Origin of the sequence: Streptomyces endocoffeicus (assembly GCF_016741935.1) — a bacterium.
In the GTDB taxonomy this organism is placed as follows: Bacteria; Actinomycetota; Actinomycetes; order Streptomycetales; family Streptomycetaceae; genus Streptomyces; species Streptomyces endocoffeicus.
On the sequence record NZ_JAERRG010000005.1, the window covers coordinates 206,741 to 230,537 of the forward strand.

A 23,797-nucleotide genomic window follows, 5' to 3' on the forward strand; every position below is an offset into this window, starting at 1 on the left:
CCCCGCTCCCGCGAGCGCATTCGCCCCCGCCCGGCGCGCATATGCGAGCCCTCGGCCCGAAGATCACTTATGTGATGATGATCAAGACTGGATTTCCTCGCTGTCTGGTTCTCGTCGGCGCGGCGGCCGTGCTCACGGCCTGCGGATCCCTCGCCGCCGCCCCCGAGCCGCACACCGGCTCCCGCCATGGCGCTCCCATGCCACCGGCCTCCCTCGCCCCGCGGCTGGACGACCCGCCCTCGGCGTCGTCGCGGCCGCCGTACGGACGGAAGCCGGAGCAGCGGCCACCGGCGTCGTCCGGGCCGGGGCACGAGGGGCACGAGGGGGGTGAGGGAGGCGAGGGATACGAGGGGCACGACGGAGGGGCCGGGGGCGGCCGGGTCCCGGACACGCCGCCCTCCGGTGACCCCTCGGCGTCCGGCCCGGCCCCCGGGCCGCCCGGCTCGGCCCCGGCGGGCGCGTCCGACGCCTACCGCCGCTGGGGGCTGGACCGGCCGCTGGCGCGGCCTCCCGCCCCGCCCGACGTCAAGCCCGCGCTCGGGCGGTCGGGACCGCAGCAGTGGGGGCTGCCGCCGACCGTGCGGCGGGTGCCGACCGACCAGCGGGTGGTCTTCGTGACGATCGACGACGGGATCGAGAAGGACCCGCGCTTCGTGGAGCAGGCCCGCGAGCTCGGGCTGCCGTTCACCGGGTTCCTGACCGACAACGTGATCGGGACCCACTACGACTACTTCGACCGGCTGCGCCGGCTCGGCAACCCCATGGAGAACCACACCCTCACCCACCCCAGCCTGGCCGGTATGGCCTACGACGACCAGGTGCGGGAGATCTGCGGCCAGCGCGACAACCTGTGGCACCGCTTCGGTCAACAGCCGAGGCTCTTCCGTCCCCCTTTCGGGGAGTACGACGACACGACCCTGCGCGCGGCGGCCTTCTGCGGGGTGCGGACGGTGGTGCTGTGGCGCGCCGAGATGGAGACCCACGGTCTGGCCTACCGCTCCGGCGGCCATCTGCTGCCGGGGGACATCGTGCTCGCGCACTTCCGGGGGCCGGAGCAGCTCGAGGGCCAGTCGATGACCGAGTGGATCACGGGGCTGGTGCGGGCGATCCAGGCCCAGGGCTTCACGATCGGGCGGCTGGAGGACTACGTATGACGGCTCTCCTGGCGGCTCGCCCGAGGGCTCTCCGCGGAACGGCCACGGAGTGCCGCCCGGAGTGCCGCCCCGAGTGCCGCCCGGAGGCCGCCACCACGTCGCTTGGCACTCTAGTTGACTGAGTGCTAACCGCGTCATAATGTCGAGGCTGGCACTCGGGACCGATGAGTGCCAGGAATACAGCGACGGGCAGGTCCGGCACCCGCGACGACGGATCCACCTGGTCGCCACCTCAGACAGTTGACCCCGTGAGATCTCCGAAGGGGGAGGTCGGATCGTGACGACCACCAGCTCCAAGGTTGCCATCAAGCCGCTCGAGGACCGCATTGTGGTCCAGCCGCTCGACGCCGAGCAGACCACGGCTTCAGGCCTGGTCATTCCGGACACCGCCAAGGAAAAGCCCCAGGAGGGCGTCGTCCTGGCTGTGGGCCCGGGCCGTTTCGAGGACGGCAAGCGCCTTCCGCTCGACGTCTCCGTCGGTGACGTCGTGCTCTACAGCAAGTACGGCGGCACCGAGGTGAAGTACAGCGGCGAGGAGTACCTCGTCCTCTCGGCTCGCGACGTTCTCGCGATCGTCGAGAAGTAATCACCGAAGTTTTGCCTATGAGCCGTGCCCCGGTGCCCGTGTCATCTGAAACCGGGGTCGGGGCACGGCTTGTTTGAGAGGACATACGCAACTCATGGCGAAGATCCTGAAGTTCGACGAGGACGCCCGTCGCGCCCTCGAGCGCGGCGTCAACAAGCTCGCGGACACCGTCAAGGTGACCATCGGCCCCCGTGGCCGCAATGTCGTCATCGACAAGAAGTTCGGTGCCCCCACCATCACCAACGACGGTGTCACGATCGCCCGAGAGGTCGAGGTCGAGGACCCGTACGAGAACCTTGGCGCGCAGCTCGTCAAGGAGGTGGCGACCAAGACCAACGACATCGCGGGTGACGGCACCACCACCGCCACCGTGCTGGCCCAGGCGCTGGTCCGCGAGGGCCTGAAGAACGTGGCCGCCGGTGCCTCCCCGGCCGCCCTGAAGAAGGGCATCGACGCGGCGGTCAAGGCCGTCTCGGACGACCTGCTGGCCACCGCCCGCCCGATCGACGAGAAGTCCGACATCGCCGCCGTGGCCGGGCTGTCCGCGCAGGACAAGCAGGTCGGCGAGCTGATCGCCGAGGCGATGGACAAGGTCGGCAAGGACGGTGTCATCACCGTCGAGGAGTCCAACACCTTCGGCCTGGAGCTCGACTTCACCGAGGGCATGGCCTTCGACAAGGGCTACCTCTCGCCGTACATGGTCACCGACCAGGAGCGGATGGAGGCCGTCCTCGACGACCCGTACATCCTGATCCACCAGGGCAAGATCTCCTCCATCCAGGACCTGCTGCCGCTCCTGGAGAAGATCATCCAGGCCAACGCCAGCAAGCCGCTGCTGATCATCGCCGAGGACGTGGAGGGCGAGGCCCTCTCCACCCTCGTCGTCAACAAGATCCGCGGCACCTTCAACGCCGTCGCGGTGAAGGCCCCCGGCTTCGGCGACCGCCGTAAGGCCATGCTCGGCGACATCGCCACCCTTACCGGCGGCACCGTCATCGCCGAGGAGGTCGGCCTCAAGCTCGACCAGGTCGGTCTGGACGTGCTGGGCACCGCCCGCCGCGTGACCGTCACCAAGGACGACACCACGATCGTCGACGGTGGCGGCAAGAGCGACGAGGTCACCGGCCGCGTCAACCAGATCAAGGCCGAGATCGAGTCCACGGACTCCGACTGGGACCGCGAGAAGCTCCAGGAGCGGCTCGCCAAGCTGGCCGGCGGCGTGTGCGTGATCCGTGTGGGCGCGGCCACCGAGGTCGAGCTCAAGGAGAAGAAGCACCGCCTTGAGGACGCCATCTCCGCGACCCGCGCCGCGGTCGAGGAGGGCATCGTCTCCGGTGGTGGCTCCGCGCTGGTCCACGCCGCGAAGGTGCTGGAGAACGGCCTGGGCCTGCAGGGCGACGAGGCCACCGGTGTCGCCGTGGTCCGCCGCGCCGCGGTCGAGCCGCTGCGCTGGATCGCCGAGAACGCCGGTCTCGAGGGCTACGTGATCACCTCGAAGGTCGCCGAGCTCGAGAAGGGCCACGGCTACAACGCGGCCACCGAGGAGTACGGCGACCTGGTGAAGGCCGGCGTCATCGACCCGGTCAAGGTCACCCGCTCCGCGCTGGAGAACGCGGCGTCGATCGCCTCGCTGCTGCTCACCACCGAGACCCTGGTGGTCGAGAAGCCGGCCGAGGAAGAGGCCGAGGCCGGGGGCCACGGCCACGGTCACGCGCACTGACGCTCCGGCGTTCTGCCACAAGCAGCGCGAAGGCGCGGCCGCCCGGCGGGCGGCCGCGCCTTCGTGTGTTCCGGTTCCGGTTCCGCCGGACGGCTACCCCTTCGCCGGGGGGCGGCCGACCTTGGAGGAGAGGGAGGAGAGGGCCGAGCGCGGGGCCAGCTTCGCCAGGCTCGACATCGCCTTGTAGCGCGGGTCCGGGATGGACAGCGACTTGCCCCGGGCGAAATCCTTCAGCGCCACCGTGACCAGCCGGTCCGGGTCCAGCCACATCCAGCTCGGCACGCTGGTGTCCTTGATCCCCGCCCGCGCGTGGAACTCCGTACGGACGAACCCCGGGCACAGCGCCATCAGCCGCACCCCCGAGCTGGCCAGGTCCTTCGCCGCGCCCTGCGTGAACTGCACGACCCACGCCTTGCTCGCCCCGTACGTCCCGCGCGGGAAGAAGGCCGCGACCGACGCCACATTGATCACCCCGCCGCGCCCCCGGTCGCGCATCGTCCCGGCCCCCGCGCTGGTCAGCCGCAGCACCGCCTCGCAGTGCAGCTTCAGCATCCGCAGCTCATCGGCGATCGGCACCTCCAGATAGCGGGCGCGGTTGCCGAAACCGGCGTTGTTGACGAGCAGATCGACCGGGTGGGTACGGTCCTTCAGCCGGGCCTCGACCGCAGCGATCCCGTCATCCTCGGAGAGGTCCGCCACCAGCACGTCCGCCTCCACGCCGTGCCGGTCGTGCAGATCGGCGGCCTGCTCCCGCAGCCGCTTCTCGTCGCGTGCGACGAGCACCAGATTGTGCCCGTCGGCGGCGAGCCGGCCCGCGAAGGCGGCGCCGATGCCCGCGGTGGTTCCGGTAATCAATGCAGTCGTCATACGCGCACGTTATCGGCCATGACAGGTCCCGGCGGACCGCCGAGCGGCACCGCGAGCGATCTGCGCCGGAATGAGAGCTTCCGCCCGCCGGCTTCCGTCAGATCGCCTTTGCGGACCGGTACTTCAGGGCGGCCTTCCGCGCCTCCGGATGCAGCGCGTCACCGGCCGCCAGCACCCTCGGCAGCAGCTCCCGCTCCGTGGTCTCGGCGCGGAAGAGGAACGCGACCGTCACCTCGTGGTCGGGCCGGTGCACGATCTCGACGGAGTCGCCCGAGCGGATCTCGCCGGGCTCGAGCACCCGCAGATACGCACCCGGCACGGCGGCCCGGGTGAACCGCTTGAGCCACCCCCGCTCGCCCAGCCACCCGGCGAACGTACGGCACGGGATCCGCGGTGAGGTCACCTCCAGCAGCAGCTCGCTCCCCACCCGCCAGCGCTCGCCGACGAGGGCGCCGCTGACGTCGATACCGCTGGTGGTGAGGTTCTCGCCGAAGGCGCCGTTGGCCAGCTCGCGGCCCAGCTCCCGCTCCCAGACGTCGAGGTCCTCCCGGGCGTAGGCGTAGACGGCCTGGTCGTCGCCGCCGTGGTGGCGGAGGTCGCAGACCGAGTCACCGGCCAGACCGCTTCCGGCCCGGCCCTTCGGCCCGGGGGCCGCGACCGCCACCGGATGGTCGACGGGCCGCTTGTCGATACCGGTGCCGCCGGGACAGTCGGTGTGGGCGCTCGGCATCGCACGGCCGACGTTCACGGTGAGGACGGCTGGGGGGCGTGGAGTGTGCTCCATGACCGCACCGTAGAACAGCGAGGTGAAAGCGTCGACGTAATATCCCGGCCCGTACCCAAGGGCCCCTTATGCTCAAGACATGATCGAGGCCCGCCATCTCAGGGTGCTGCGCGCGGTGGCCGCCACCGGCTCCTTCTCCGCCGCCGCCCGTGAGCTCGGCTGCACCCAGCCCGCCGTCAGCCAGCAGATGAAGGCCCTGGAGGGCGCCGCGGGCACCCCGCTGCTGATCCGCAGCGGGCGCGAGATGCGGCTGACCGAGGCGGGCCGGGCGCTGGTGCGGCACGCCGGCGGGATCCTGGCCGGGCTGACCGCCGCCGAGGAGGAGGTCGCGGCGATCGCCGGGCTGCGCTCGGGCCGGGTGCGGCTGGTGTCCTTCCCCAGCGGCAGCTCGACCCTGGTGCCCATGGCGCTCGCCGAGATGCGTGCGGCGCACCCCGGGACGCGGGTCTCGCTCGTGGAGGCCGAACCTCCGGGCTCGGTGGAGATGCTGCGCTCGGGCGACTGCGAGATCGCGCTGGCCTTCCGGTATCCGCAGGTGAGCGCGGAGGTGGAGGCGGCTTCGGGAGGCGGCGGCGAATGGGACGACCTGGTGCTGCGGCCACTGCTGAGCGATCGGCTGGTGGGCGTGGTGCCGGAGGGGCACAAGCTGGCGGGCGCCGGGGCGGTGGGGATCGCCGAGCTGGCCGGTGAGCCGTGGATCGCGGGCTGCCCGCGCTGCCGGGGGCATCTGGTGGAGGTGTGCGAGTCCGAGGGCTTCACCCCGCGCATCGACTTCGCGACGGACGACTATCCGACGGTCGTCGGCCTGGTCGGGGCCGGGCTGGGGGTCGCGGTGCTGCCCGAGCTGGCGCTGGAGTCGGTGCGGACCAAGGGCGCCACGACGCTGGAGGTGGAACCGGCGGTGCGGCGGGAAGTGGTGGCGCTGACCCTGCCCGACCTCGCCCGTGTCCCGGCGGTGGCGGCGACGCTGGACCGGCTGGAGCGGGCCGCCCGCAGATGAGCGGCGCGCGCACCACCCCGCGGGCCGTCCGCGCAGGCGCCGGGTGGCGATAGAAGGGCGGCGGCAGAAGGACGGCGACAGAAGGAACGTTTCTTCAGTTGGCCGGGGTCAGACCGGGATCAGGATCCCGGGGCGCCCGTACTGGCGACCGCGCGATGCCGCGCCCGCCCCATGAGCTCCTCGCGCTCGTCCTCGGTCAGCCCGCCCCACACTCCGTAGGGCTCGCGTACGGCAAGGGCGTGGGCCGCGCACTGCGCCCGTACCGGGCAGCGCATGCACACCTCTTTCGCCGACATCTCGCGTGCGCTCCGGGCAGCGCCGCGCTCCCCCTCCGGGTGGAAGAAGAGCGAGCTGTCGACCCCGCGACACGCGGCCAGGAGCTGCCAGTCCCAGAGATCGGCATTCGGGCCGGGAAGACGGGAGAAATCTGCCATTGCCTTATCTCCTCGAAGCGATCGGCTGCGGACGCTGTGTCCTGGGTCGTACACCTACGGTGTAAGTAGATGTAAATATGACTCATTGCGAATCTAGCCACACAGACCGCCAAATTGGAAGCAAGGTCGCCAAATGCCACCGAAGGGACTGCCTCGGGGGCTGCCCTATGGGGGAGGCGCGAAGGACGCGACCGGCGCGACGAAGCTGCTCCGTGTCCGAGCCCTCACGTAGAGTGTCGAAGGTGGCCGCCGAACCCCGTAACTCTTTCGGGTGACCGTCGTTGAGAGTGCGGAGGCGGTTGATGGGTAAAGCTCTCGGACAGATATCCGGGGCTGTCAATCGCTCAGGTGACGATATGTACCAGCCTGGAGGCTCAAGGTGACGCGCATCAGCTGCGGAGGACGGCCATGACATCCGTCCTCGTCTGCGACGACTCCCCGCTTGCCCGAGAGGCGCTGCGCCGCGCGGTGGCGACCGTGCCCGGCGTCGAGCGTGTGACGACGGCGGCCAACGGCGAGGAAGTCCTCCGCCGCTGGGGTGCCGACCGCTCGGATCTGATTCTGATGGACGTACGGATGCCCGGTCTCGGCGGGGTCGAGACCGTGCGGCGGCTGCTCTCCGCCGACCCCGGCGCCCGGATCATCATGCTCACGGTCGCCGAGGACCTGGACGGAGTGGCGCTGGCCGTGGCCGCCGGTGCCCGTGGCTATCTGCACAAGGACGCCTCGCGCGCCGAGCTGCGCGCCACCGTGACCCAGGCGCTCGCCGACCCCACCTGGCGGCTGGCCCCGCGCCGGCTGCGTTCGGCCGAGATGGGCGCCGCGCCCACGCTCACCGCGCGTGAGATCCAGGTGCTCGAGGGCATGAGCCACGGCCGGTCCAACGCGGAGATCGGCCGCGAGCTGTTCCTGTCCGAGGACACGGTCAAGACGCACGCACGCCGGTTGTTCAAGAAGCTCGGCGCGTCCGACCGGGCGCATGCGGTGGCCCTCGGGTTCCGCTGGGGTCTGGTCCGCTGATCCGGCCACGACCGTTCTGACGTGCTGCGCAGCGGGGGCGCGACGGTCCCCGCCCGCCGGGTGGCGGGCGGGGCGAAAGCGTGCGCGGCGAGCGCTGTGGTGGTGGCCTGTATCAGTTCCCCGCGCTATGCCGCATCCTTGAAGGTGTGGAGTTCCTCGGGGACGAGTCGGTCGGGCGTGAGGGGAGAGCGCAGGACATGACGACAGCCGGCGCACCTGCTCATAACGCTTCAGCGCACAACTACGGACGCGATGCCACGGACCCCCCGGGCCCGAGGCACCATGGATGGATGCCGCGCGACGACGAAAGCCCAGGGGCCCCCAAGGGAGCTCCCGGGAGTACGGGGGCGATCGGCGCCCTCGTCGGGCGCGCAACCGAGGGGGACGAGCAGGCCACCCACGATCTGCTGGCCCTGGTCCACCCGCTGGCCCTGCGCTACTGCCGTACGAGACTGTCCCGACTGCCGGGTGATGCCCGCCACTTCGTGGACGACCTGGCGCAGGAGGTCTGTCTCGCGGTGCTGTGCGCGCTGCCGCGCTACCGCGACACCGGAAAGCCCTTCGAGGCGTTCGTCGTGGCCATCGCCTCCCACAAGGTCGCCGATCTGCAGCGGGCCGCCATGCGCCACCCGGGCTCCACGGCCGTCCCCTCGGACGAGATGCCGGAGCAGCCGGACAATTCGCTGGGGCCCGAGGAGCGGGCGCTGCTCAGCAGCGACGCGGAGTGGGCCAAGAAGCTGCTGGCCAACCTTCCGGAGAACCAGCGCGAGCTGGTGCTGCTGCGGGTCGCGGTCGGGCTGACTGCGGAGGAGACCGGGCAGATGCTCGGGATGTCCCCCGGCGCGGTGCGGGTCGCCCAGCACCGGGCGCTGAGCAGGCTGCGCGCGCTCGCCGAGCAGTGAGCCGGGGGCCCACCGGAGTTTGCAGTGAGCCCGGGGCCCACCGGAGTTCCGGTCGGCTCGTTACCTTGTTGTGCCTTCCGCATTTAGCAGCTCGCTGAGAAGTTATCCACAGGGCGGAATGAGGCACTCGGGGAGCCCGTTAGCATGGGAGTCCGCGCTGGGGCAAGACCATTGGAAGGGTGTCATGACTGACAACGTCGACGGAGTGCCTGAGAAGTTCGCCATGCTCGGGCTGACGTACGACGACGTGCTGCTGCTGCCGGGCGCCTCCGAGGTGCTGCCGAACGCGGTCGACACCTCGTCCAGGGTCTCCCGGAACGTCCGGGTGAATGTGCCGCTGCTGTCCGCCGCCATGGACAAGGTCACCGAGTCCCGGATGGCCATCGCCATGGCCCGGCAGGGCGGCGTGGGCGTGCTGCACCGCAATCTGTCCATCGAGGACCAGGCCAACCAGGTCGACCTGGTCAAGCGGTCGGAGTCCGGCATGGTCACCGACCCGATCACGGTCCGGCCGGACGCCACGCTGCACGAGGCGGACGCGCTGTGCGCGAAGTTCCGCATCAGCGGTGTGCCGGTCACGGACGCCGTGGGCAAGCTGCTCGGCATCGTCACCAACCGTGACATGGCCTTCGAGGTCGACCGGGGCCGTCAGGTCCGCGAGGTCATGACCCCGATGCCGCTGGTCACCGGCAAGGTGGGGATCTCCGGCGAGGACGCGATGCAGCTGCTGCGCCGCCACAAGATCGAGAAGCTGCCGCTGGTCGATGACGCGGGCGTGCTCAAGGGCCTGATCACGGTCAAGGACTTCGTGAAGGCCGAGAAGTACCCCCACGCGGCGAAGGACGCGGGCGGCCGGCTGGTCGTCGGTGCCGCCGTCGGCGTCGGCGACGAGTCGTACGAGCGGGCGCAGGCGCTGGTCGAGGCCGGGGCCGACTTCCTGGTCGTGGACAGCGCGCACGGCCACAGCCGGGGCATCCTCGACATGATCGCCAAGATCAAGTCCAATATCGCGGTCGATGTGGTGGGCGGAAATGTCGCCACCAAGGACGGTGCCCAGGCGCTGATCGACGCGGGGGTGGACGGGGTCAAGGTCGGCGTCGGCCCGGGCTCGATCTGCACCACGCGCGTGGTCGCGGGCATCGGCGTGCCGCAGGTGACGGCGATCTACGAGGCCGCCCGCGCCTGCCACGCGGCCGGGGTGCCGCTGATCGGCGACGGCGGTCTGCAGTTCTCGGGCGACATCGCCAAGGCGATCGCGGCCGGTGCGGACACCGTGATGCTGGGCAGCCTGCTGGCCGGCTGCGAGGAGTCGCCGGGCGAGATGGTCTTCATCAACGGCAAGCAGTTCAAGTCCTACCGGGGCATGGGCTCCCTGGCCGCGATGCAGACGCGTGGCCAGGCCCGCTCGTACTCCAAGGACCGCTACTTCCAGGACAACGTCCTGTCCGAGGACAAGCTGGTCCCCGAGGGCATCGAGGGCCAGGTGCCCTACCGCGGCCCGCTGGCCTCGGTCGCGCACCAGCTGGTGGGCGGTCTGCGGGCGTCGATGGGCTATGTCGGCTCGGCCAATGTGGCGGAGCTGAAGGAGAAGGGCCGCTTTGTGCGGATCACCGCGGCGGGCCTCAAGGAGAGCCACCCGCATGACATCCAGATGACCACCGAGGCGCCGAACTACTCCGGCCGTTGATCCGCGCCGTCCGCTGATCCGCGCTGCCCGCGCCGTCTGTGTCCGCGCCGTTCACCCGGGCGACCTTGCGACGGTGCGGGCAGGGATACTGGGACGGCTGTTCGTGAACAGGGAAAGGCACCCACGTGACTGAGATCGAGATCGGGCGCGGCAAGCGCGGCCGCAGGGCGTACGCGTTCGACGACATCGCCGTTGTGCCGAGTCGTCGCACCCGGGACCCGAAGGAGGTCTCGATCGCCTGGCAGATCGACGCCTACCGCTTCGAGCTGCCGTTCCTGGCCGCGCCGATGGACTCGGTGGTCTCGCCCCGCACCGCGATCCGCATCGGTGAGCTCGGCGGCCTCGGGGTGCTCAACCTCGAGGGGCTCTGGACCCGTTACGAGGACCCGGAGCCGCTGCTGGCGGAGATCGCCGAGCTGGACGAGCGCACCGCGACCACCCGGATGCAGGAGATCTACGCCGAGCCGATCAAGGAGGAGCTGATCGGCCAGCGCCTGAAGGAGGTGCGGGACGCGGGCGTGGTGACCGCCGCCGCCCTGTCCCCGCAGCGCACGGCGCAGTTCTCCAAGGCCGTGGTGGACGCGGGGGTCGACATCTTCGTGATCCGCGGGACCACGGTCTCCGCCGAGCATGTCTCCGGTGCCGCCGAGCCGCTCAACCTCAAGCAGTTCATCTATGAGCTGGACGTCCCGGTGATCGTGGGCGGCTGCGCCACCTACACGGCCGCGCTGCACCTGATGCGCACCGGCGCGGCCGGTGTGCTGGTGGGCTTCGGCGGCGGCGCCGCGCACACCACCCGCAATGTGCTGGGCATCCAGGTGCCGATGGCCACGGCGGTCGCCGATGTCGCCGCCGCCCGCCGGGACTACATGGACGAGTCCGGCGGCCGCTATGTGCATGTGATCGCCGACGGCGGCGTCGGCTGGAGCGGCGATCTGCCGAAGGCTGTCGCCTGCGGCGCGGACGCGGTGATGATGGGCTCCCCGCTGGCCCGCGCCACGGACGCACCGGGCCGCGGTCACCACTGGGGCATGGAGGCCGTGCACGACGAGGTGCCGCGCGGCAAGCGGATGAACCTGGGCACGGTGGGCTCCACCGAGGAGATCCTCCTCGGCCCCTCGCACACCACCGACGGCTCGATGAACTTCTTCGGCGCGCTGCGCCGCGCGATGGCCACGACCGGCTACTCGGAGCTCAAGGAGTTCCAGCGGGTCGAGGTCACGGTCGCGCCGTCGGCCCGCGACAAGCGCTGAGCGTCCTTCACAAGCCGGTTCGGCAATCGGTTCGGCAACCGGTTCAGCGATTCAGCGAGGGGAAGGCCCCGACCGCGAGGCGGTCGGGGCCTTCCCCTCGCTGTGTTGCCTGTGGGCGTGTTGCCCGTGGGATCAGCGGTTGCTGATCCGGTAGGCGGTGCTGACCGCGGCGACCGGCGCGAGCGCCATGAAGATGTAGGTCAGCGCGTCGGAGTCTTCCTTCCACGACTTCCACAGGTCGCTGAAGTGGTCGAAGAAGATCTCGTTCGAGGAGAGCACCTGGCTGCTGGCGCCGCCGCCGATCTTGTCGGCGTAGTTGCTCATCACATCGTGCAGGATCATGGCGTAGCCGTAGAGCTCGCCGAGGAACACCGCGGCCAGGGCCAGCACCGCCCCGACCACCCACAGCCCCGTGTTGCGGCCGCCCAGCTTGGCGACCGCCAGACCGATGAGCGCGCCGACGACCACACCGGCGTACGCGAACTGCGTGACCTCCGGCGGGGTCTTGTCCGTGTCCGCCATCGCGCTCAGCAGGAACGCGTAGAGGAACGCGCCGACGACCGTGGCCACGAGGGCCGCGCCCACCGCCAGCAGCGGGTTGCCCGGACGCCCGGCCGGCGGCGCGGGCGGCGGGAAGCCGCCGCCGTACTGCGGCTGAGGCTGCTGGGGCTGCTGCGGCTGGCCCTGCGGGTAGCCGTAGCCGGGCTGCTGCGCGGAGCCGTACCCACCGGCCTGCTGGGGCGGGGCGGGCTGCTGCGGATAGCCGCCCGGCTGCTGCGGATACCCGCCTGGCTGCTGTGGCTGCTGCCAGTTCTGGCTCATGGAATTCCCCCGGGGATGTGAAGGTGTTGAGACCGCGTTCCGGGGACAGCTCGGCTGATGAGCGGCTGCGGGCTGGGAACGCGGAAGGAAACTTTCGAGCCATAAAAGTAACAGGCATGCATGACAATCAGACAAGTCGTGTCTGACGTCCGTGACATGGCTGGGACCGGACGGAGACACGCTGGCCCGGCATATGCGGATTCGTCGCCGCTATTCGGTGACCCGCTTCGCGACGAGGTAACTCTCCGCCCCCGCCACGGCGTAGAAGGTGATGTCGTTGCGCCCCAGGATGTGATCGCGCCAGTAGTCCGCCACCAGCCCGAAGTGCTTGATCAGGGTGTCCGCGGTGGGCCAGGAGCTCTCGTCCCCCATCAGCACCGCGGCGCCGATCAGTTGCGCCAGCGAAACGCTGACCACGGCCAGCGGTATCCCGACGAGCGCCAGCAGCGGCGCCCGGCCGCCCAGCTTGCCCAGCGCGGCGCCGGTCAACAGCCCGATGCACAGCGCCCAGTAGCCGACCTCCTGGCCACGGTGGCCGATTTTGCCCTGGATGAAGCCGAAAATCAGGGCTCCGAGCAGGGCCGCCGCGATGCCCGCCGCGAGGCCACGGGTCGGTCGTGGGGCCTGAGCTGCGGAGGAAGCGGACGCGATCATGACCGCAAGGTAGCAGTGGCATGGCCGCACGGTGGTGCGAATGACATCAGTGCCGGGACAGAATCCGGCATAAGCAATAATGTCAACTTATGGCGCAGAACAAGTCGTTCAATGGGCGGGACATGGGTATCGACCTCGGCACCGCCAACACACTGGTGTACGTACGGGGCAGGGGCATCGTGCTCAATGAGCCGTCGGTTGTGGCCGTGAACACAGTCGACGGCAGTGTGCTGTCGGTGGGTTCGGCGGCCAAGGAGACCATGGGGCGGACACCGACGAACATCGTCGCCGTGCGGCCGCTGCGCGATGGCGTGATCGCCGATTTCGAGATCGCCGAGCGCATGCTGCGGTACTTCATCAAGAAGGTCATGGGCAGCCGCCGGCTGGCCCGCCCCCGTGTGGTGGTCTGTGTGCCCTCCGGGATCACCGGCGTCGAGCGGCGCGCGGTGATGGAGGCCGCCACCCAGGCCGGGGCGCGTCAGGTGCATCTGGTCGAGGAGCCCATCGCGGCGGCGATCGGCGCGGGGCTGCCGGTGAGCGAGCCGACCGGCTGCATGGTCGTCGACATCGGCGGCGGTACGACGGAGGTCGCCGTGGTCTCGCTCGGCGGCATCGTCACCGCGCGGTCGGTGCGCACCGCGGGCGATGCGATGGATGTCGCGATCACCTCCTATGTGAAGAAGCAGTACGCGCTGGCGATCGGTGAGCGGTCCGCCGAGGAGATCAAGGTCTCCATCGGCTCCGCCTCGCCCACCGGGCCGCTGTCCGTACCGCGGGTCTCGGAGTCCGTCCGGCGGCCCGAGCGGAATGTCGAGGTGTTCATCCCGGGCCAGAGCGAGGACAACGAGGACACCCAGGCGCTGCTGCCGCCGGACCGCTGCACCATCCGCGGCCGGGACCAGGCGACCGGGCTGCCCAGGGTGCTCGAACTGACCTCGGACGAGGTGCGGCACGCCCTCGCCGAGCCGGTGGACAGCATCGTCGCGGCCGTACGGGCCACGCTCGACGAGACCCCGCCGGAGCTGGCGGGCGACATCATGGACCGCGGCATCGTGCTGACCGGCGGCGGGGCCCTGCTGCGCGGCCTGGACGTACGGCTGGGGCGCGAGCTGAACATCCCGGTGCTGGTGGCCGACGACCCGCTGGACTGCGTGGCCATCGGCACCGGCCGCTGCGTGGAGGACTTCGCGTCCCTGCGCACCGCGATGGACGCACGACCTCGTCGGCCGGACGCCGTGCGGGTGTGACGCCTGAGCGTTCCGCTGGGAATGCCCTGACCTGCCGTCGATCGTCTTGCGGCGCCGTCGTGGCCGGTCGCGCCCACGAGACGCCTCGGGGTGGCCCGGCGGTGCTCCCCGGGGCGGCGGCCCTGAGCGTGCGGCATCGTCCCCGGCGTGGTGGGCTGGTGACACCGCGTCGGTCCCGTGCGGCGCGGGCGGACGACAGGCGCGGGCGTCGAGGTGGTGGTCGTGGGGCGCGGCAGGACGTACCGGCGGGCGGTCGTCACGACCGCCACCACGATCCTGGTCGCGATCACTTCCGTGCTGCCGACGCCCGCCGGGGCGGCGGCGATGGTCCTGGCGGACGGCGGCGGGCGTCATGGCGCGGCCATGGCGGCGGCGCAGGGCCGCGTGCCTTACGGGGGCGCTACGGTGCAGGGCCGCGGGGCTCGCGGCGGTACGACGGCGGACGGCCGAGAGGCTCACCGCCCCGCTCCGGCGGACGGCCGAGAGACTCGCGGCGGTACACCCGGGGGCCGTGGGCCTTACGGCGGTGCTGTTCCGGCGAACGGCCGCGGGGCTCAGGGCGTCACGACGGCGCAGGGCCGCGTGGCTCACAGCGCCGCCCCGGCGGACGGCCGTAGGGCTCATGGGGCCACGCCGCAGGGCCGTGGGGCTCAGGGCGTCACGACGGCGCAGGGCCGCGGGGCTCACAGCGCCGCCCCGGCGGATGGCCGTGGGGCTCATGGTGGTGCCACGGCGGACGGCCGAGAGGCTCGCGTCGCCGCGCCGCACGGCCGTGGGCCTGGCGGCGGCCGCGCGGCCCACGCGCGCTCCCGCCGGTACCCCGTGTCCGTCGAGTTGGCCTCCCTCACCCCTGCCGTGATTCGTCAGGGTGGCGAGCTGAGGATCAGTGGGCGGGTGACCAATACCTCCGGGCGGCGGGTCGGGGTCGCGCGGGTCGGGGTGCGGATCGGGGCCTCGGGGGCGATCGACACCCGGGGCGGGCTCGCCACCGTGGCCCGTCGTACGCCCCTGACCCGGGCCGACGGCCCCGAGGTGGCCGACCGCACGGCCCGTCTCGCCTCGTTGCCGACCGGCGCCGAGCGCGGCTTCCGGCTCACCGTGCCCGTCCCCGACCTGGAGCTGGACGGTGCCGGGGCGTACGCGCTCACCGTGCATGTCGTCCGCGCGGACGGCGCCGGTGCCGGGACCGTGCTCGGGCTGACCCGCACCCATCTGTCCGCGTATCCCGACGCCACCCGGCTGGAGCCGCTGCGCACCACCGTGCTGTGGCCGGTGCTGGACACCCCGCGGATGGAGGCGCTGGCCCTGCGGACCCAGGACAGCGTGTTGCCGGTCTTCCGGGACGATCAGCTGACCGCCGCCTTCGGGCCGGGCGGGCGGCTGCGGCGGCTGGTGGAGATGGGCAGGGGGCAGCCGGTCACCTGGGTGCTCGATCCGGATCTGATCGTCCAGGCGCGGGCCATGGTCGCCGGGTACCGGGTGGCCCGTACGCCCGGTGACACCGATCCGCAGCGGGCCACCGAGGGGACGGGCGGCGAGGCGGCGGCCGGCTGGCTGGCCGCGCTCCGGGCGGCGGTCCGGGGCCGGGAGGTGATCGCGCTGCCGTACGCGGACCCGGATCTGGCCTCGCTCGCGCGCGGCGGCGGCGCCCCGCTCGCCGGGCTGCTGCGCCGGGCCTCGCGCACCGGCCGGAGCGTGGTGGACCGGGCGCTGGGCGTCCACGCCCGCGCCGGTGTGGGCTGGCCCGCGGGCGGTGAGCTGGACGACGGGATCGCCCGGTACGCCAAGGGGCTCGGCCTGGACACGGTGCTCGCCTCGGGCGCCGGGGTGGCCTCCGCCGGCGAGCTGGTCTCGGAAGGGGCCACCGACGACGGCGCCGTCTCGCTCGAGGGCGGCACGACCGCGCTGCGCTATGATGCGGCGATCGCGTCTCAGCTCTTCGCGAGCCACCCGGCCGCGGGCGCCTCCGGTGCGCCCGCCCGGCTGCTGCTGCGCCAGCGGCTGCTCGCCGAGACCCTTACGGCCGCGCGGGAGCTGCCGTACGCCCGCCGCGAGCTGGTCATGGTGCCGCCGCGCCGGATGCCGCTCGCGGTCGCCCGGGTGCTGCTCACGGTGGTGGCCGAGGGCCGTAAGGCGGGCTGGCTGGAGCCGGCCGGGTTCGCGGCCGCGCTGCGCAAGCCCACGGCGGGGCGGCTGCGCGGCTTCGACGGCTATCCGCTCGCGCGCCACGCCGCCGAGCTGCCGCCCTCCCGGCTCACGGCGGTGGTCCGGGACCGGCTGCGGATGCGGGCCCTGGCCAAGGTGCTGTCGGACGCGCGGGCCACCGCCGCGTCCGTACGGGCCGCGCTGGCCCGCTCCGTGGCGACCGCCTGGCGTGCCGACCCGGCGGGCGCGGCCTCGTACCAGCGTGGGGTGTCCCGCTATCTGACCGCCTCGATCGCGTCGGTGCGGCTGGTGCCGAAGTCCACGGTGGTGGTGACCGGGGGCTCGGCGACCATCCCGGTCACCGTCGACAACGGCCTTCAGCAGGACCTCACCGGGGTGGAGCTGCGGGTCCTCTCCAGCCGCCCCGAGCGGCTGACCGCCCGGGACCGCGCGCTGCCGGTCCAGGCGTCGCGGGCGGTGAGCCGTACGGTGCGGATCCGGGTGGAGGCGTACGCGAACGGCCCGGTGCGGCTGACCGCCCAGCTCTACACCACCACCGACGGCCGGCCCTGGGGCGCGCCGATGATGTTCACGGCGGATGTGCGGTCGGTGCCGTCGGGAGCGGTGATCTTCGTACTGGGCGGAACGGCGCTGATCGTGCTGGCGGTCGCGTTCCGGCTGCGGCGTACGCGGAGCCGGTGACGGCGGGGCCCGAGACGGGGCCGGTGACGGCGGGACCCGAAACGGGGCCGGTGACGGCGAGGCCCGAAACGGCACCGGTGACGGCTGGGCCCGAGACGGGCCAGGTGACGGCGGGGCCCGGAACGGGGCCCCGCGCCTCACAGCCGGTGCGCCGTCCCCGCCGGTCCCGCCCCCCGGGTGTCCAGCAGCAGCTGGGCCTTCACCGACAGCCCTTGCAGGTCGTAGGTGCGGTGCGGCTGCAGCAGGACGGTCAGGTCGGCGTCGGCCGCCGCCTCGTACACCGAGTCCGCGCGCTCCACCTCGCGCCCGAGCACCCGCCAGCGTGTGACGTACGGATCGTGGTAGCTGAGCCGGGCGCCCAGCTCGATCAGCCGGGAGGCGATCTCCCGCGCGGGCGAGCCCTCGGCGTCGGCGACATCGGCCTTGTAGCCGACGCCCAGCAGCAGTACGTGCGCACCGCGCGCCGACTTCCCGTACTCGTTCAGCAGGGCCGTGCAGCGGCGCGTGACATAGCCCGGCATCCGCCCGTTGACCTGCTGCGCGAGCTCCACCATGCGCAGCGGGATGCCGAGGCCGCGCTGCGGGTCGGCCATATGGCCGTGGTCGACCGGCACGCCGTGGCCGCCGACGCCGGGGCCGGGGCGGAAGGACTGGAAGCCGAACGGCTTGGTCTCGGCGCAGCGGACCACGTCCCACACATCGACGCCGAGGTCATGGCAGTACACCGCCATCTCGTTGACCAGGGCGATGTTGACGTACCGGTAATTGGTCTCCAGGACCTTGACCGTCTCGGCCTCGCGCGTGCCGCGGGCCCGCACGACCTTCTCGGTGAAGCGCCCGTAGAAGGCGGCGGCGGCCTCGGTGCAGGCGGGGGTGAGGCCGCCGATGACCTTGGGGGTGTTGGCGGGGCCGTGGGCGCGGTTGCCCGGGTCGTGGCGGCAGGGGGAGTAGGCGAGGTGGAAGTCGCGCCCGGCCCGCAGTCCGGATCCCTCCTCGAGAAGTGGACGGAGGAATTCCTCGGTGGTGCCGGGGTACACGGTCGATTCCAGCAGAACGGTGGTGTGCGGGCGCAGCCTCGCCGCGAGCGTACGGGCCGCCTCGCCGACCGCCGACAGATCCAGTCTGCGGTCGTCCCCGCGCGGGGTCGGGGCGCAGATCACAGCGGTGCGGACGCGGCCGAGCTCGGCGGGGTCGGCGGTGATCCGGAAGCCCTGGGAGGCCATCCGGCGCAGCTCGGCGGCGGAGAGCAGGCCCTCGCCCGAGCCGGCGGGCAGCCGTCCGGCCCGGAGGTCGTGGGCCGCGCGCGGATCGGGGTCGTAGCCGACGGTGCGGATGCCGGCGGCGGTGGCCGCCCGGGCGAGAGGAATACCGAGATGACCGAGTCCGATGACGGCGAGATCTGCGGGCATGACGTCGTGTCGTCCTTCCCGGGACGATGTCGGATGGCGCAAAGGCAGACTAAGCGGAAATATGACTCGTATTCAGTATTGGTGAGGGGTGTTGACACGGTGTCGCGTCGATGGTCGGAGCAGCGGCATGGCATGGAGGGGAGAAAGCCAGGAAAATCGGCAGGGCGGCGTGGCGTCGATCACAACGGGAGGCAGCGGTGAAAACACCGGCACTGGGACCGGCCGAGCGCGGCGAGGCGCTGGCCCGGATGGCGGACCGTGAGCTCGATGTGCTGGTCGTGGGCGGCGGAGTGGTCGGCGCGGGCACCGCGCTGGACGCCGCGACACGGGGCCTGGAGACCGGTCTGGTCGAGTCGCGGGACTGGGCCTCCGGCACCTCCAGCCGGTCCAGCAAGCTGATCCACGGCGGACTGCGCTATCTGGAGATGCTGGACTTCGCACTGGTGCGCGAGGCGCTGAAGGAGCGCGGGCTGCTGCTGGAGCGGATCGCACCGCACCTGGTCAAGCCCGTGCCGTTCCTGTATCCGCTGAAGCACCGGGGCTGGGAGCGGTTCTACGCGGGCTCGGGCGTCGCCCTCTACGACACCATGTCGATCTCCTCCGGGCACGGCCGCGGACTGCCCGCCCACCGCCATCTGAGCCGCGGGCGAGCGCTGCGCGTCGCCCCCTGCCTCAAGAAGGACGCGCTGGTCGGGGCGTTGCAGTACTACGACGCCCAGATGGACGACGCCCGCTATGTCGCCACGCTCGTGCGCACGGCGGCGCAGTACGGCGCCCATGTGGCCAACCGTGCGCGGGTGGTCGGCTTCCTGCGGGAGGGCGAGCGCGTGGTCGGCGCCCGGGTGCACGACCTGGAGCAGGGCGGCGAGTTCGAGGTCCGCGCCCGGCAGGTGGTCAACGCCACCGGGGTGTGGACCGACGAGACCCAGGCGCTGATCGGGGAGCGCGGCCAGTTCCACGTCCGGGCCTCCAAGGGCATCCACCTGGTGGTCCCCAAGGACCGCATCCACTCCACGACCGGGCTGATCCTGCGCACCGAGAAGAGCGTGCTGTTCGTGATCCCCTGGGGCAGGCACTGGATCATCGGCACCACGGACACCGACTGGGACCTGGACAAGGCCCATCCGGCCGCCTCCAGCGCCGATATCGACTATCTGCTGGAGCATGTCAACGAGGTCCTCGCGGTGCCGCTGACCCGCGACGACGTGGAGGGCGTCTACGCCGGGCTGCGCCCGCTGCTGGCCGGGGAGTCGGACGCCACCAGCAAGCTCTCCCGCGAGCACACCGTCGCCCATCCGGTGCCGGGCCTGGTGGTGGTCGCGGGCGGCAAGTACACCACGTACCGGGTGATGGCCAAGGACGCCGTGGACGAGGCGGTGCACGGCCTCGACCGCCGGGTCGGGCCCTGTGTCACCGAGGAGATCCCGCTGGTCGGCGCCGTCGGCTACAAGGCGCTGTGGAACGCCCGGGAGCGGATCGGCCGGCAGCACGGGCTGCACGCGGCGCGGGTCGAGCATCTGCTCAACCGCTACGGCTCGGCGGCGCAGGAGGTGCTGGACCTGATCGCGGGCGACGCCTCGCTGGGGAAGCCGCTGGCCGGGGCGGAGGACTATCTGCGGGCTGAGGTCTCTTACGCCGCCTCGCACGAGGGGGCCCGCCATCTGGACGACGTCCTCACCCGCCGCACCCGCATCTCGATCGAGACCTTCGACCGCGGTACGCGCTGCGCCCGCGAGGTGGCCGAGCTGATGGGGCCGGCGCTGGGCTGGACCGAGGACCAGCTCGACCGGGAGGTCCAGCACTACGAGAAGCGGGTGGAGGCGGAGCGCGAGTCGCAGCGTCAGCCGGACGATCTGACGGCGGACGCGGCCCGGCTGGGCGCGCCGGACATCATCCCGCTGTAGGAGGAGGTCGCGTGTCCTGGAGGAGGTCGCGTGCCTTATCGGCGAGGACAGAACTCGGTCTCGAGCAGGGACGTTTCGGCGGTCAGACCCGAGGCGGCGGTGCTGTTGAGCCGGTAGGCGAGGCTGTGGCGGCCGTCGGGGGCGGTCACGGCCAGCGCGTACGAGCCGTTGATCTCGCCGTTGTGGCCCCACAGCGTCACTCCGCAGGTCAGCCGCACCGGGAACAGCCCCATGCCGTACCGGCCGTCGGAGGCGGAGGTGTTCCGCATCTGCCGCAGCTCGGCCCGGGGCACGACGTTGCCGCGCAGCAGACCGGGGAGGAGGCGGGTCAGATCGCCGAGCGTGGAGATCAGCTCCCCCGCGGCCCCGGCCGAGGAGGGGTTGAGGTCGGTGACATCGCGTCGGGCGCCGCCGTCCCCGGCCCCGCCGTCCCGTGTGTACGCGCGGCCGTGCGGGTCCGGGAGGGCGGTGCGGGCGCCGGGGAAGGAGGTGCCGTGCAGCCGGAGGGGGGCGAGTACGTCGCGCCGGGCCTCGGTCGCGTAGGAGCGGCCGGTGACCCGCTGGACGACCATGCCCAGCAGCACGTAGTTGGTGTTGGAGTAGCGCCAGGCGGCGCCGGGCGCGAAGTACGGGCGGTGCGCGACGGCGGTCCGCACCAGGGAGGCGGGGGTGCGGGTGCGGTCGGCCGCGGCGGACAGCTGACGCGCCAGGACCGGGTCGGCGGTGTAGTCGAACAGCCCGCTGGTCTGGTTCAGAAGCTGACGGATCGTGATGGTCCGGCCGTCGTTTCCCTGGCCGCGTACCAGCCCCGGGAGGTGCTCCTCCACCGTGTCGCCGAGGCCGAGCCGGCCCTGGGCGGCGAGGCGCAGCGTCACCGCCGCGATGACGGTCTTGGTGAGGCTGCCCGCCCGGAAGTGGTCGCTCCGGTGGATCCGGCGTCCGGTGCGGACGTCCGCGACCCCCGAGGCGAGATACCGCGTGCCGCCGCGCTCCCGGCGGATGAGCACCGCGGCCCCCGGCGCGTCGCCCTGTGCCGCCAACCGCCGTACGGCGGCGCGCAGGGCGCCGTCACGACCGCCCTCGGCGCCCTGGCTCGCGCTCGCCCGCGGGTCCGCGTCCCGGCCCGGTTCCGTGGCCGCCGCGCCGCAGCCGGACAGGATGAGGGCGAGGGCGGTCGCGAGCGCCACGGCGGTCGGCATACGGCTCCGCCTGTGCCATCGTATGGCGGAGATGGGCATGACACGGACCTCCGTTTCCTGCGTACTTCCAGATGGTCGCAGGTACCGCGGTGGCCGCCACGCCGCGCCCCGGACCCGGGGCGGTTCCGGGTCCGCGGATGAGAGACAATGGACGCTCTCCCAGGGTGGGTTCAGGGTGGGTAGATTTGCAGAGGGGTCGCATGTCGGAGGCTGAGAAGACGCAGGGTTCGACTGGGCGCCTCCTCGCCGGGAGGTACCGGCTCGGGGAGATTCTCGGTCAGGGCGGCATGGGCACGGTCTGGCGTGCGAGTGACCAGACCCTCGGCCGTACGGTCGCGGTCAAGGAGCTGCGCTTCCCGTCCAGCGTGGAGGAGGACGAGAAGAGACGGCTCATCACCCGTACGCTGCGCGAGGCGAAGGCGATCGCCCGGATCCGCAGCAACGGCGCCGTCACCGTCTACGACGTGGTCGACGAGGACGACCGCCCGTGGATCGTCATGGAGCTCATCGAGGGCCGCTCCCTCGCCGACGCCGTCCGCGACGACGGCCCGCTGACCCCCAAGCGCGCCGCCGAGGTCGGGCTCGCCGTCCTCGATGTGCTGCGCGCCGCCCACCAGGCGGGCATCCTGCACCGCGATGTGAAGCCCTCCAACGTGCTGATCTCGGACGACGGCCGGGTCGTCCTCACCGACTTCGGCATCGCCCAGGTCGAGGGCGACCCGTCGGTGACCTCGACCGGCATGCTCGTCGGCGCGCCCTCCTACATCTCCCCGGAGCGGGCCCGCGGCCACAAGCCGGGCCCACCGGCCGACCTGTGGTCGCTGGGCGGGCTGCTGTACGCGGCGGTGGAGGGCGTGCCGCCGTACGACAAGAGCACGGCCATAGCGACCCTGACGGCCGTGATGACCGAGCCGGTGGAGCCGCCGAAGAACGCGGGCCCGCTGGAGGAGGTCATCTACGGCCTGCTCATGAAGGACCCGGACCGGCGGCTCGACGACGCCGGGGCGCGGGCGCTGCTGGAGCACGTGGTGAACGGGCCCGAGGTGACCAAGGCCCCCGCCGACGCGACCCGCACGATGAGCCTGCCGCCCGCCCCGTCGAAGGAGGACGAGGCCGCCGCCGAGGCCAAGGAGACGGGCGTCGCGGAGCGCAGGCGCGGCGCGCTGAAGTCGGTGCGCAACGCGGCTGCCGCCGCGACCGCGAAGAAGACGGCGGCGAAGAAGACGTCCGTGAAGAAGGCGGGGGACGAGAGCGAGGCGGAGTCGGCGTCGGAGCCGAAGCCGGCGTCGGGCGCGAAGTCCGGGGCCGCGGGCACCGGGTCGGCGGGCACCGGGTCGGCGGGCTCCGCGTCGGACGCCGCGACGCCCGAGGCCGCGCCCGCCCCGCGGCCTTCCCTGCCACCGCGCGCCTCGATCACCGATGTGGTCCCCAAGCGCACGCTGATCATCATCGCGGTGGTCGTGGTGCTCGCCATCGTGGCCACCGTGCTCGCCGTCGTCCTGAACGGCGGCGGGGACGGCGGCGACAACGCCAAGGGCTCCTCCGGCGACAAGTCCGCCTCCGCCGGGGCCTCGGGCGACTCCAAGGAGGACCAGGGCAAGGACACCGACAAGACCGGCCAGTCGGCGGGCGAGTCGCCGAAGGAGGGGGACTCCGGGGGCAAGCAGAGCGGTCAGCCGGATGCCTCCAAGGGTTCGGACGACAACTCGGGCAAGGGCGGCGGAAGCGGCGACAACAGCGGTAAGGGCAAGGGCGGCGGCGGTAAGGGCGGCCTGCCCGACGGCTACAAGACCGTCAAGAGCGCCGACTTCCCGTTCAGCATGGCCATGCCGGAGGGCTGGTCGGTCCACCCCGGGAGCTATTCCGGAAGCCGTAAGTATTACGGCGGGTCCAGCATTCCGCGTATTCAGATCGATTTCACCAACGCGCCCAAGTCTGACGCGGAGGCGGACTGGCGCAAGGGCGAGGAGAACGCCCGCCGCACCATGTCCGGCTACAAGGGCCTCGGCATCAAGTCGGTGGACTGGCACGGCTATCCGACCGTCGCGGACTGGGAGTTCGAGCGGGACCAGGACGGCAAGCGGGTCCGGGCGCTCAACCGCGGCTTCAAGGCGGACGGCAGCCATGGCTTCGCCATACTGATCACCTGCGAGGCGAGCAAGTGGGACGACAAGGAGTGCGCCACCCTGCGGCAGACCGCCTTCGACACGTTCAAGATTACGGACTGAACACTCCTGTCGGCGAAGCGTCGTTCGGGCACGTATCGTGAGAGGCCCTAGACTGTGCGCAGCCGCAGGAACCCGCCAAA

At 71.9% G+C, this 23,797-nt stretch carries 19 protein-coding genes; 12 read left to right on the plus strand and 7 right to left on the minus strand.

What is annotated here, in order from left to right; all coding sequences use genetic code 11:
* Window positions 1-74: 74 nt before the first annotated feature.
* The 3 genes from JK364_RS15850 (at window position 75) to groL (ending at window position 3,460) form a co-directional block, all read left to right on the plus strand.
* Window positions 75-1,154, plus strand: a complete 1,080-nt coding sequence (locus tag JK364_RS15850; RefSeq protein WP_230991996.1) for a polysaccharide deacetylase family protein — start codon at window positions 75-77, stop codon at window positions 1,152-1,154.
* 277 nt (window positions 1,155-1,431) lie between these two features.
* Window positions 1,432-1,740 (plus strand): co-chaperone GroES, encoded by a 309-nt coding sequence (groES, locus tag JK364_RS15855; RefSeq protein WP_014054228.1) that lies wholly within the window; start codon window positions 1,432-1,434, stop codon window positions 1,738-1,740.
* A gap of 94 nt (window positions 1,741-1,834) precedes the next feature.
* Complete coding sequence (groL, locus tag JK364_RS15860; protein ID WP_201851711.1) at window positions 1,835-3,460, plus strand: chaperonin GroEL; 1,626 nt, start codon at window positions 1,835-1,837, stop codon at window positions 3,458-3,460.
* A gap of 93 nt (window positions 3,461-3,553) precedes the next feature.
* On the opposite strand, the gene JK364_RS15865 is transcribed toward groL, so the two are convergent.
* Window positions 3,554-4,327: an SDR family NAD(P)-dependent oxidoreductase gene (locus JK364_RS15865; RefSeq protein ID WP_201851712.1), complete on the minus strand. Its 774-nt coding sequence runs from the start codon at window positions 4,325-4,327 to the stop codon at window positions 3,554-3,556.
* A 97-nt stretch (window positions 4,328-4,424) separates the two neighbouring features.
* Window positions 4,425-5,111, minus strand: a complete 687-nt coding sequence (locus JK364_RS15870; protein ID WP_201851713.1) for an MOSC domain-containing protein — start codon at window positions 5,109-5,111, stop codon at window positions 4,425-4,427.
* Window positions 5,112-5,190: 79 nt separating this feature from the next.
* Here JK364_RS15870 and JK364_RS15875 point away from each other — a divergent pair, with 79 nt between their 5' ends.
* Window positions 5,191-6,111, plus strand: coding sequence for a LysR family transcriptional regulator (locus tag JK364_RS15875; RefSeq protein WP_201851714.1), 921 nt, complete (start codon window positions 5,191-5,193; stop codon window positions 6,109-6,111).
* 119 nt (window positions 6,112-6,230) lie between these two features.
* Here the strand turns inward: JK364_RS15875 and JK364_RS15880 are convergent, their stop codons facing one another.
* Complete coding sequence (locus JK364_RS15880; RefSeq protein WP_037952995.1) at window positions 6,231-6,545, minus strand: WhiB family transcriptional regulator; 315 nt, start codon at window positions 6,543-6,545, stop codon at window positions 6,231-6,233.
* Between the two features lie 408 nt (window positions 6,546-6,953).
* On the opposite strand from JK364_RS15880, the gene JK364_RS15885 reads away from it, so the two are divergent.
* The 4 genes from JK364_RS15885 to JK364_RS15900 all read left to right on the plus strand — a co-directional run bounded on the left by JK364_RS15885 (window position 6,954) and on the right by JK364_RS15900 (window position 11,407).
* Window positions 6,954-7,565, plus strand: coding sequence for a response regulator transcription factor (locus JK364_RS15885; protein ID WP_003948568.1), 612 nt, complete (start codon window positions 6,954-6,956; stop codon window positions 7,563-7,565).
* Between the two features lie 290 nt (window positions 7,566-7,855).
* The gene (locus tag JK364_RS15890) at window positions 7,856-8,467 is read left to right on the plus strand and encodes a sigma-70 family RNA polymerase sigma factor (protein WP_201851715.1); all 612 of its coding nucleotides are present in this window, start codon (window positions 7,856-7,858) and stop codon (window positions 8,465-8,467) included.
* A gap of 184 nt (window positions 8,468-8,651) precedes the next feature.
* Window positions 8,652-10,154, plus strand: coding sequence for an IMP dehydrogenase (gene guaB / locus JK364_RS15895; protein WP_201851716.1), 1,503 nt, complete (start codon window positions 8,652-8,654; stop codon window positions 10,152-10,154).
* Window positions 10,155-10,279: 125 nt separating this feature from the next.
* Entirely contained in the window at window positions 10,280-11,407 is a 1,128-nt protein-coding gene (locus tag JK364_RS15900) for a GuaB3 family IMP dehydrogenase-related protein (RefSeq protein WP_037953000.1), read from the plus strand.
* A 132-nt stretch (window positions 11,408-11,539) separates the two neighbouring features.
* Here the strand turns inward: JK364_RS15900 and JK364_RS15905 are convergent, their stop codons facing one another.
* Both JK364_RS15905 and JK364_RS15910 read right to left on the minus strand, forming a co-directional pair.
* Window positions 11,540-12,229 (minus strand): hypothetical protein, encoded by a 690-nt coding sequence (locus JK364_RS15905; protein ID WP_138914359.1) that lies wholly within the window; start codon window positions 12,227-12,229, stop codon window positions 11,540-11,542.
* Between the two features lie 210 nt (window positions 12,230-12,439).
* Window positions 12,440-12,883, minus strand: coding sequence for a hypothetical protein (locus JK364_RS15910; protein WP_201851717.1), 444 nt, complete (start codon window positions 12,881-12,883; stop codon window positions 12,440-12,442).
* An 89-nt stretch (window positions 12,884-12,972) separates the two neighbouring features.
* Between JK364_RS15910 and JK364_RS15915 the strand changes: the two genes are divergently transcribed.
* Together JK364_RS15915 and JK364_RS15920 are read left to right on the plus strand one after the other, a co-directional pair.
* Entirely contained in the window at window positions 12,973-14,130 is a 1,158-nt protein-coding gene (locus tag JK364_RS15915) for a rod shape-determining protein (RefSeq protein ID WP_201851718.1), read from the plus strand.
* 363 nt (window positions 14,131-14,493) lie between these two features.
* Window positions 14,494-16,977 (plus strand): DUF6049 family protein, encoded by a 2,484-nt coding sequence (locus tag JK364_RS15920; protein WP_230992047.1) that lies wholly within the window; start codon window positions 14,494-14,496, stop codon window positions 16,975-16,977.
* A 137-nt stretch (window positions 16,978-17,114) separates the two neighbouring features.
* Here the strand turns inward: JK364_RS15920 and JK364_RS15925 are convergent, their stop codons facing one another.
* On the minus strand, window positions 17,115-18,386 hold the full coding sequence (locus JK364_RS15925; protein WP_201851720.1) for a nucleotide sugar dehydrogenase: 1,272 nt from the start codon (window positions 18,384-18,386) through the stop codon (window positions 17,115-17,117).
* A 197-nt stretch (window positions 18,387-18,583) separates the two neighbouring features.
* Here JK364_RS15925 and JK364_RS15930 point away from each other — a divergent pair, with 197 nt between their 5' ends.
* Window positions 18,584-20,290, plus strand: coding sequence for a glycerol-3-phosphate dehydrogenase/oxidase (locus JK364_RS15930; RefSeq protein WP_201851721.1), 1,707 nt, complete (start codon window positions 18,584-18,586; stop codon window positions 20,288-20,290).
* Between the two features lie 35 nt (window positions 20,291-20,325).
* Here JK364_RS15930 and JK364_RS15935 read toward each other — a convergent pair whose 3' ends face one another.
* On the minus strand, window positions 20,326-21,489 hold the full coding sequence (locus JK364_RS15935; RefSeq protein ID WP_230991997.1) for a serine hydrolase domain-containing protein: 1,164 nt from the start codon (window positions 21,487-21,489) through the stop codon (window positions 20,326-20,328).
* Window positions 21,490-21,689: 200 nt separating this feature from the next.
* Between JK364_RS15935 and JK364_RS15940 the strand changes: the two genes are divergently transcribed.
* Window positions 21,690-23,717, plus strand: coding sequence for a serine/threonine-protein kinase (locus JK364_RS15940; RefSeq protein ID WP_201851723.1), 2,028 nt, complete (start codon window positions 21,690-21,692; stop codon window positions 23,715-23,717).
* Window positions 23,718-23,797 lie beyond the last annotated feature (80 nt).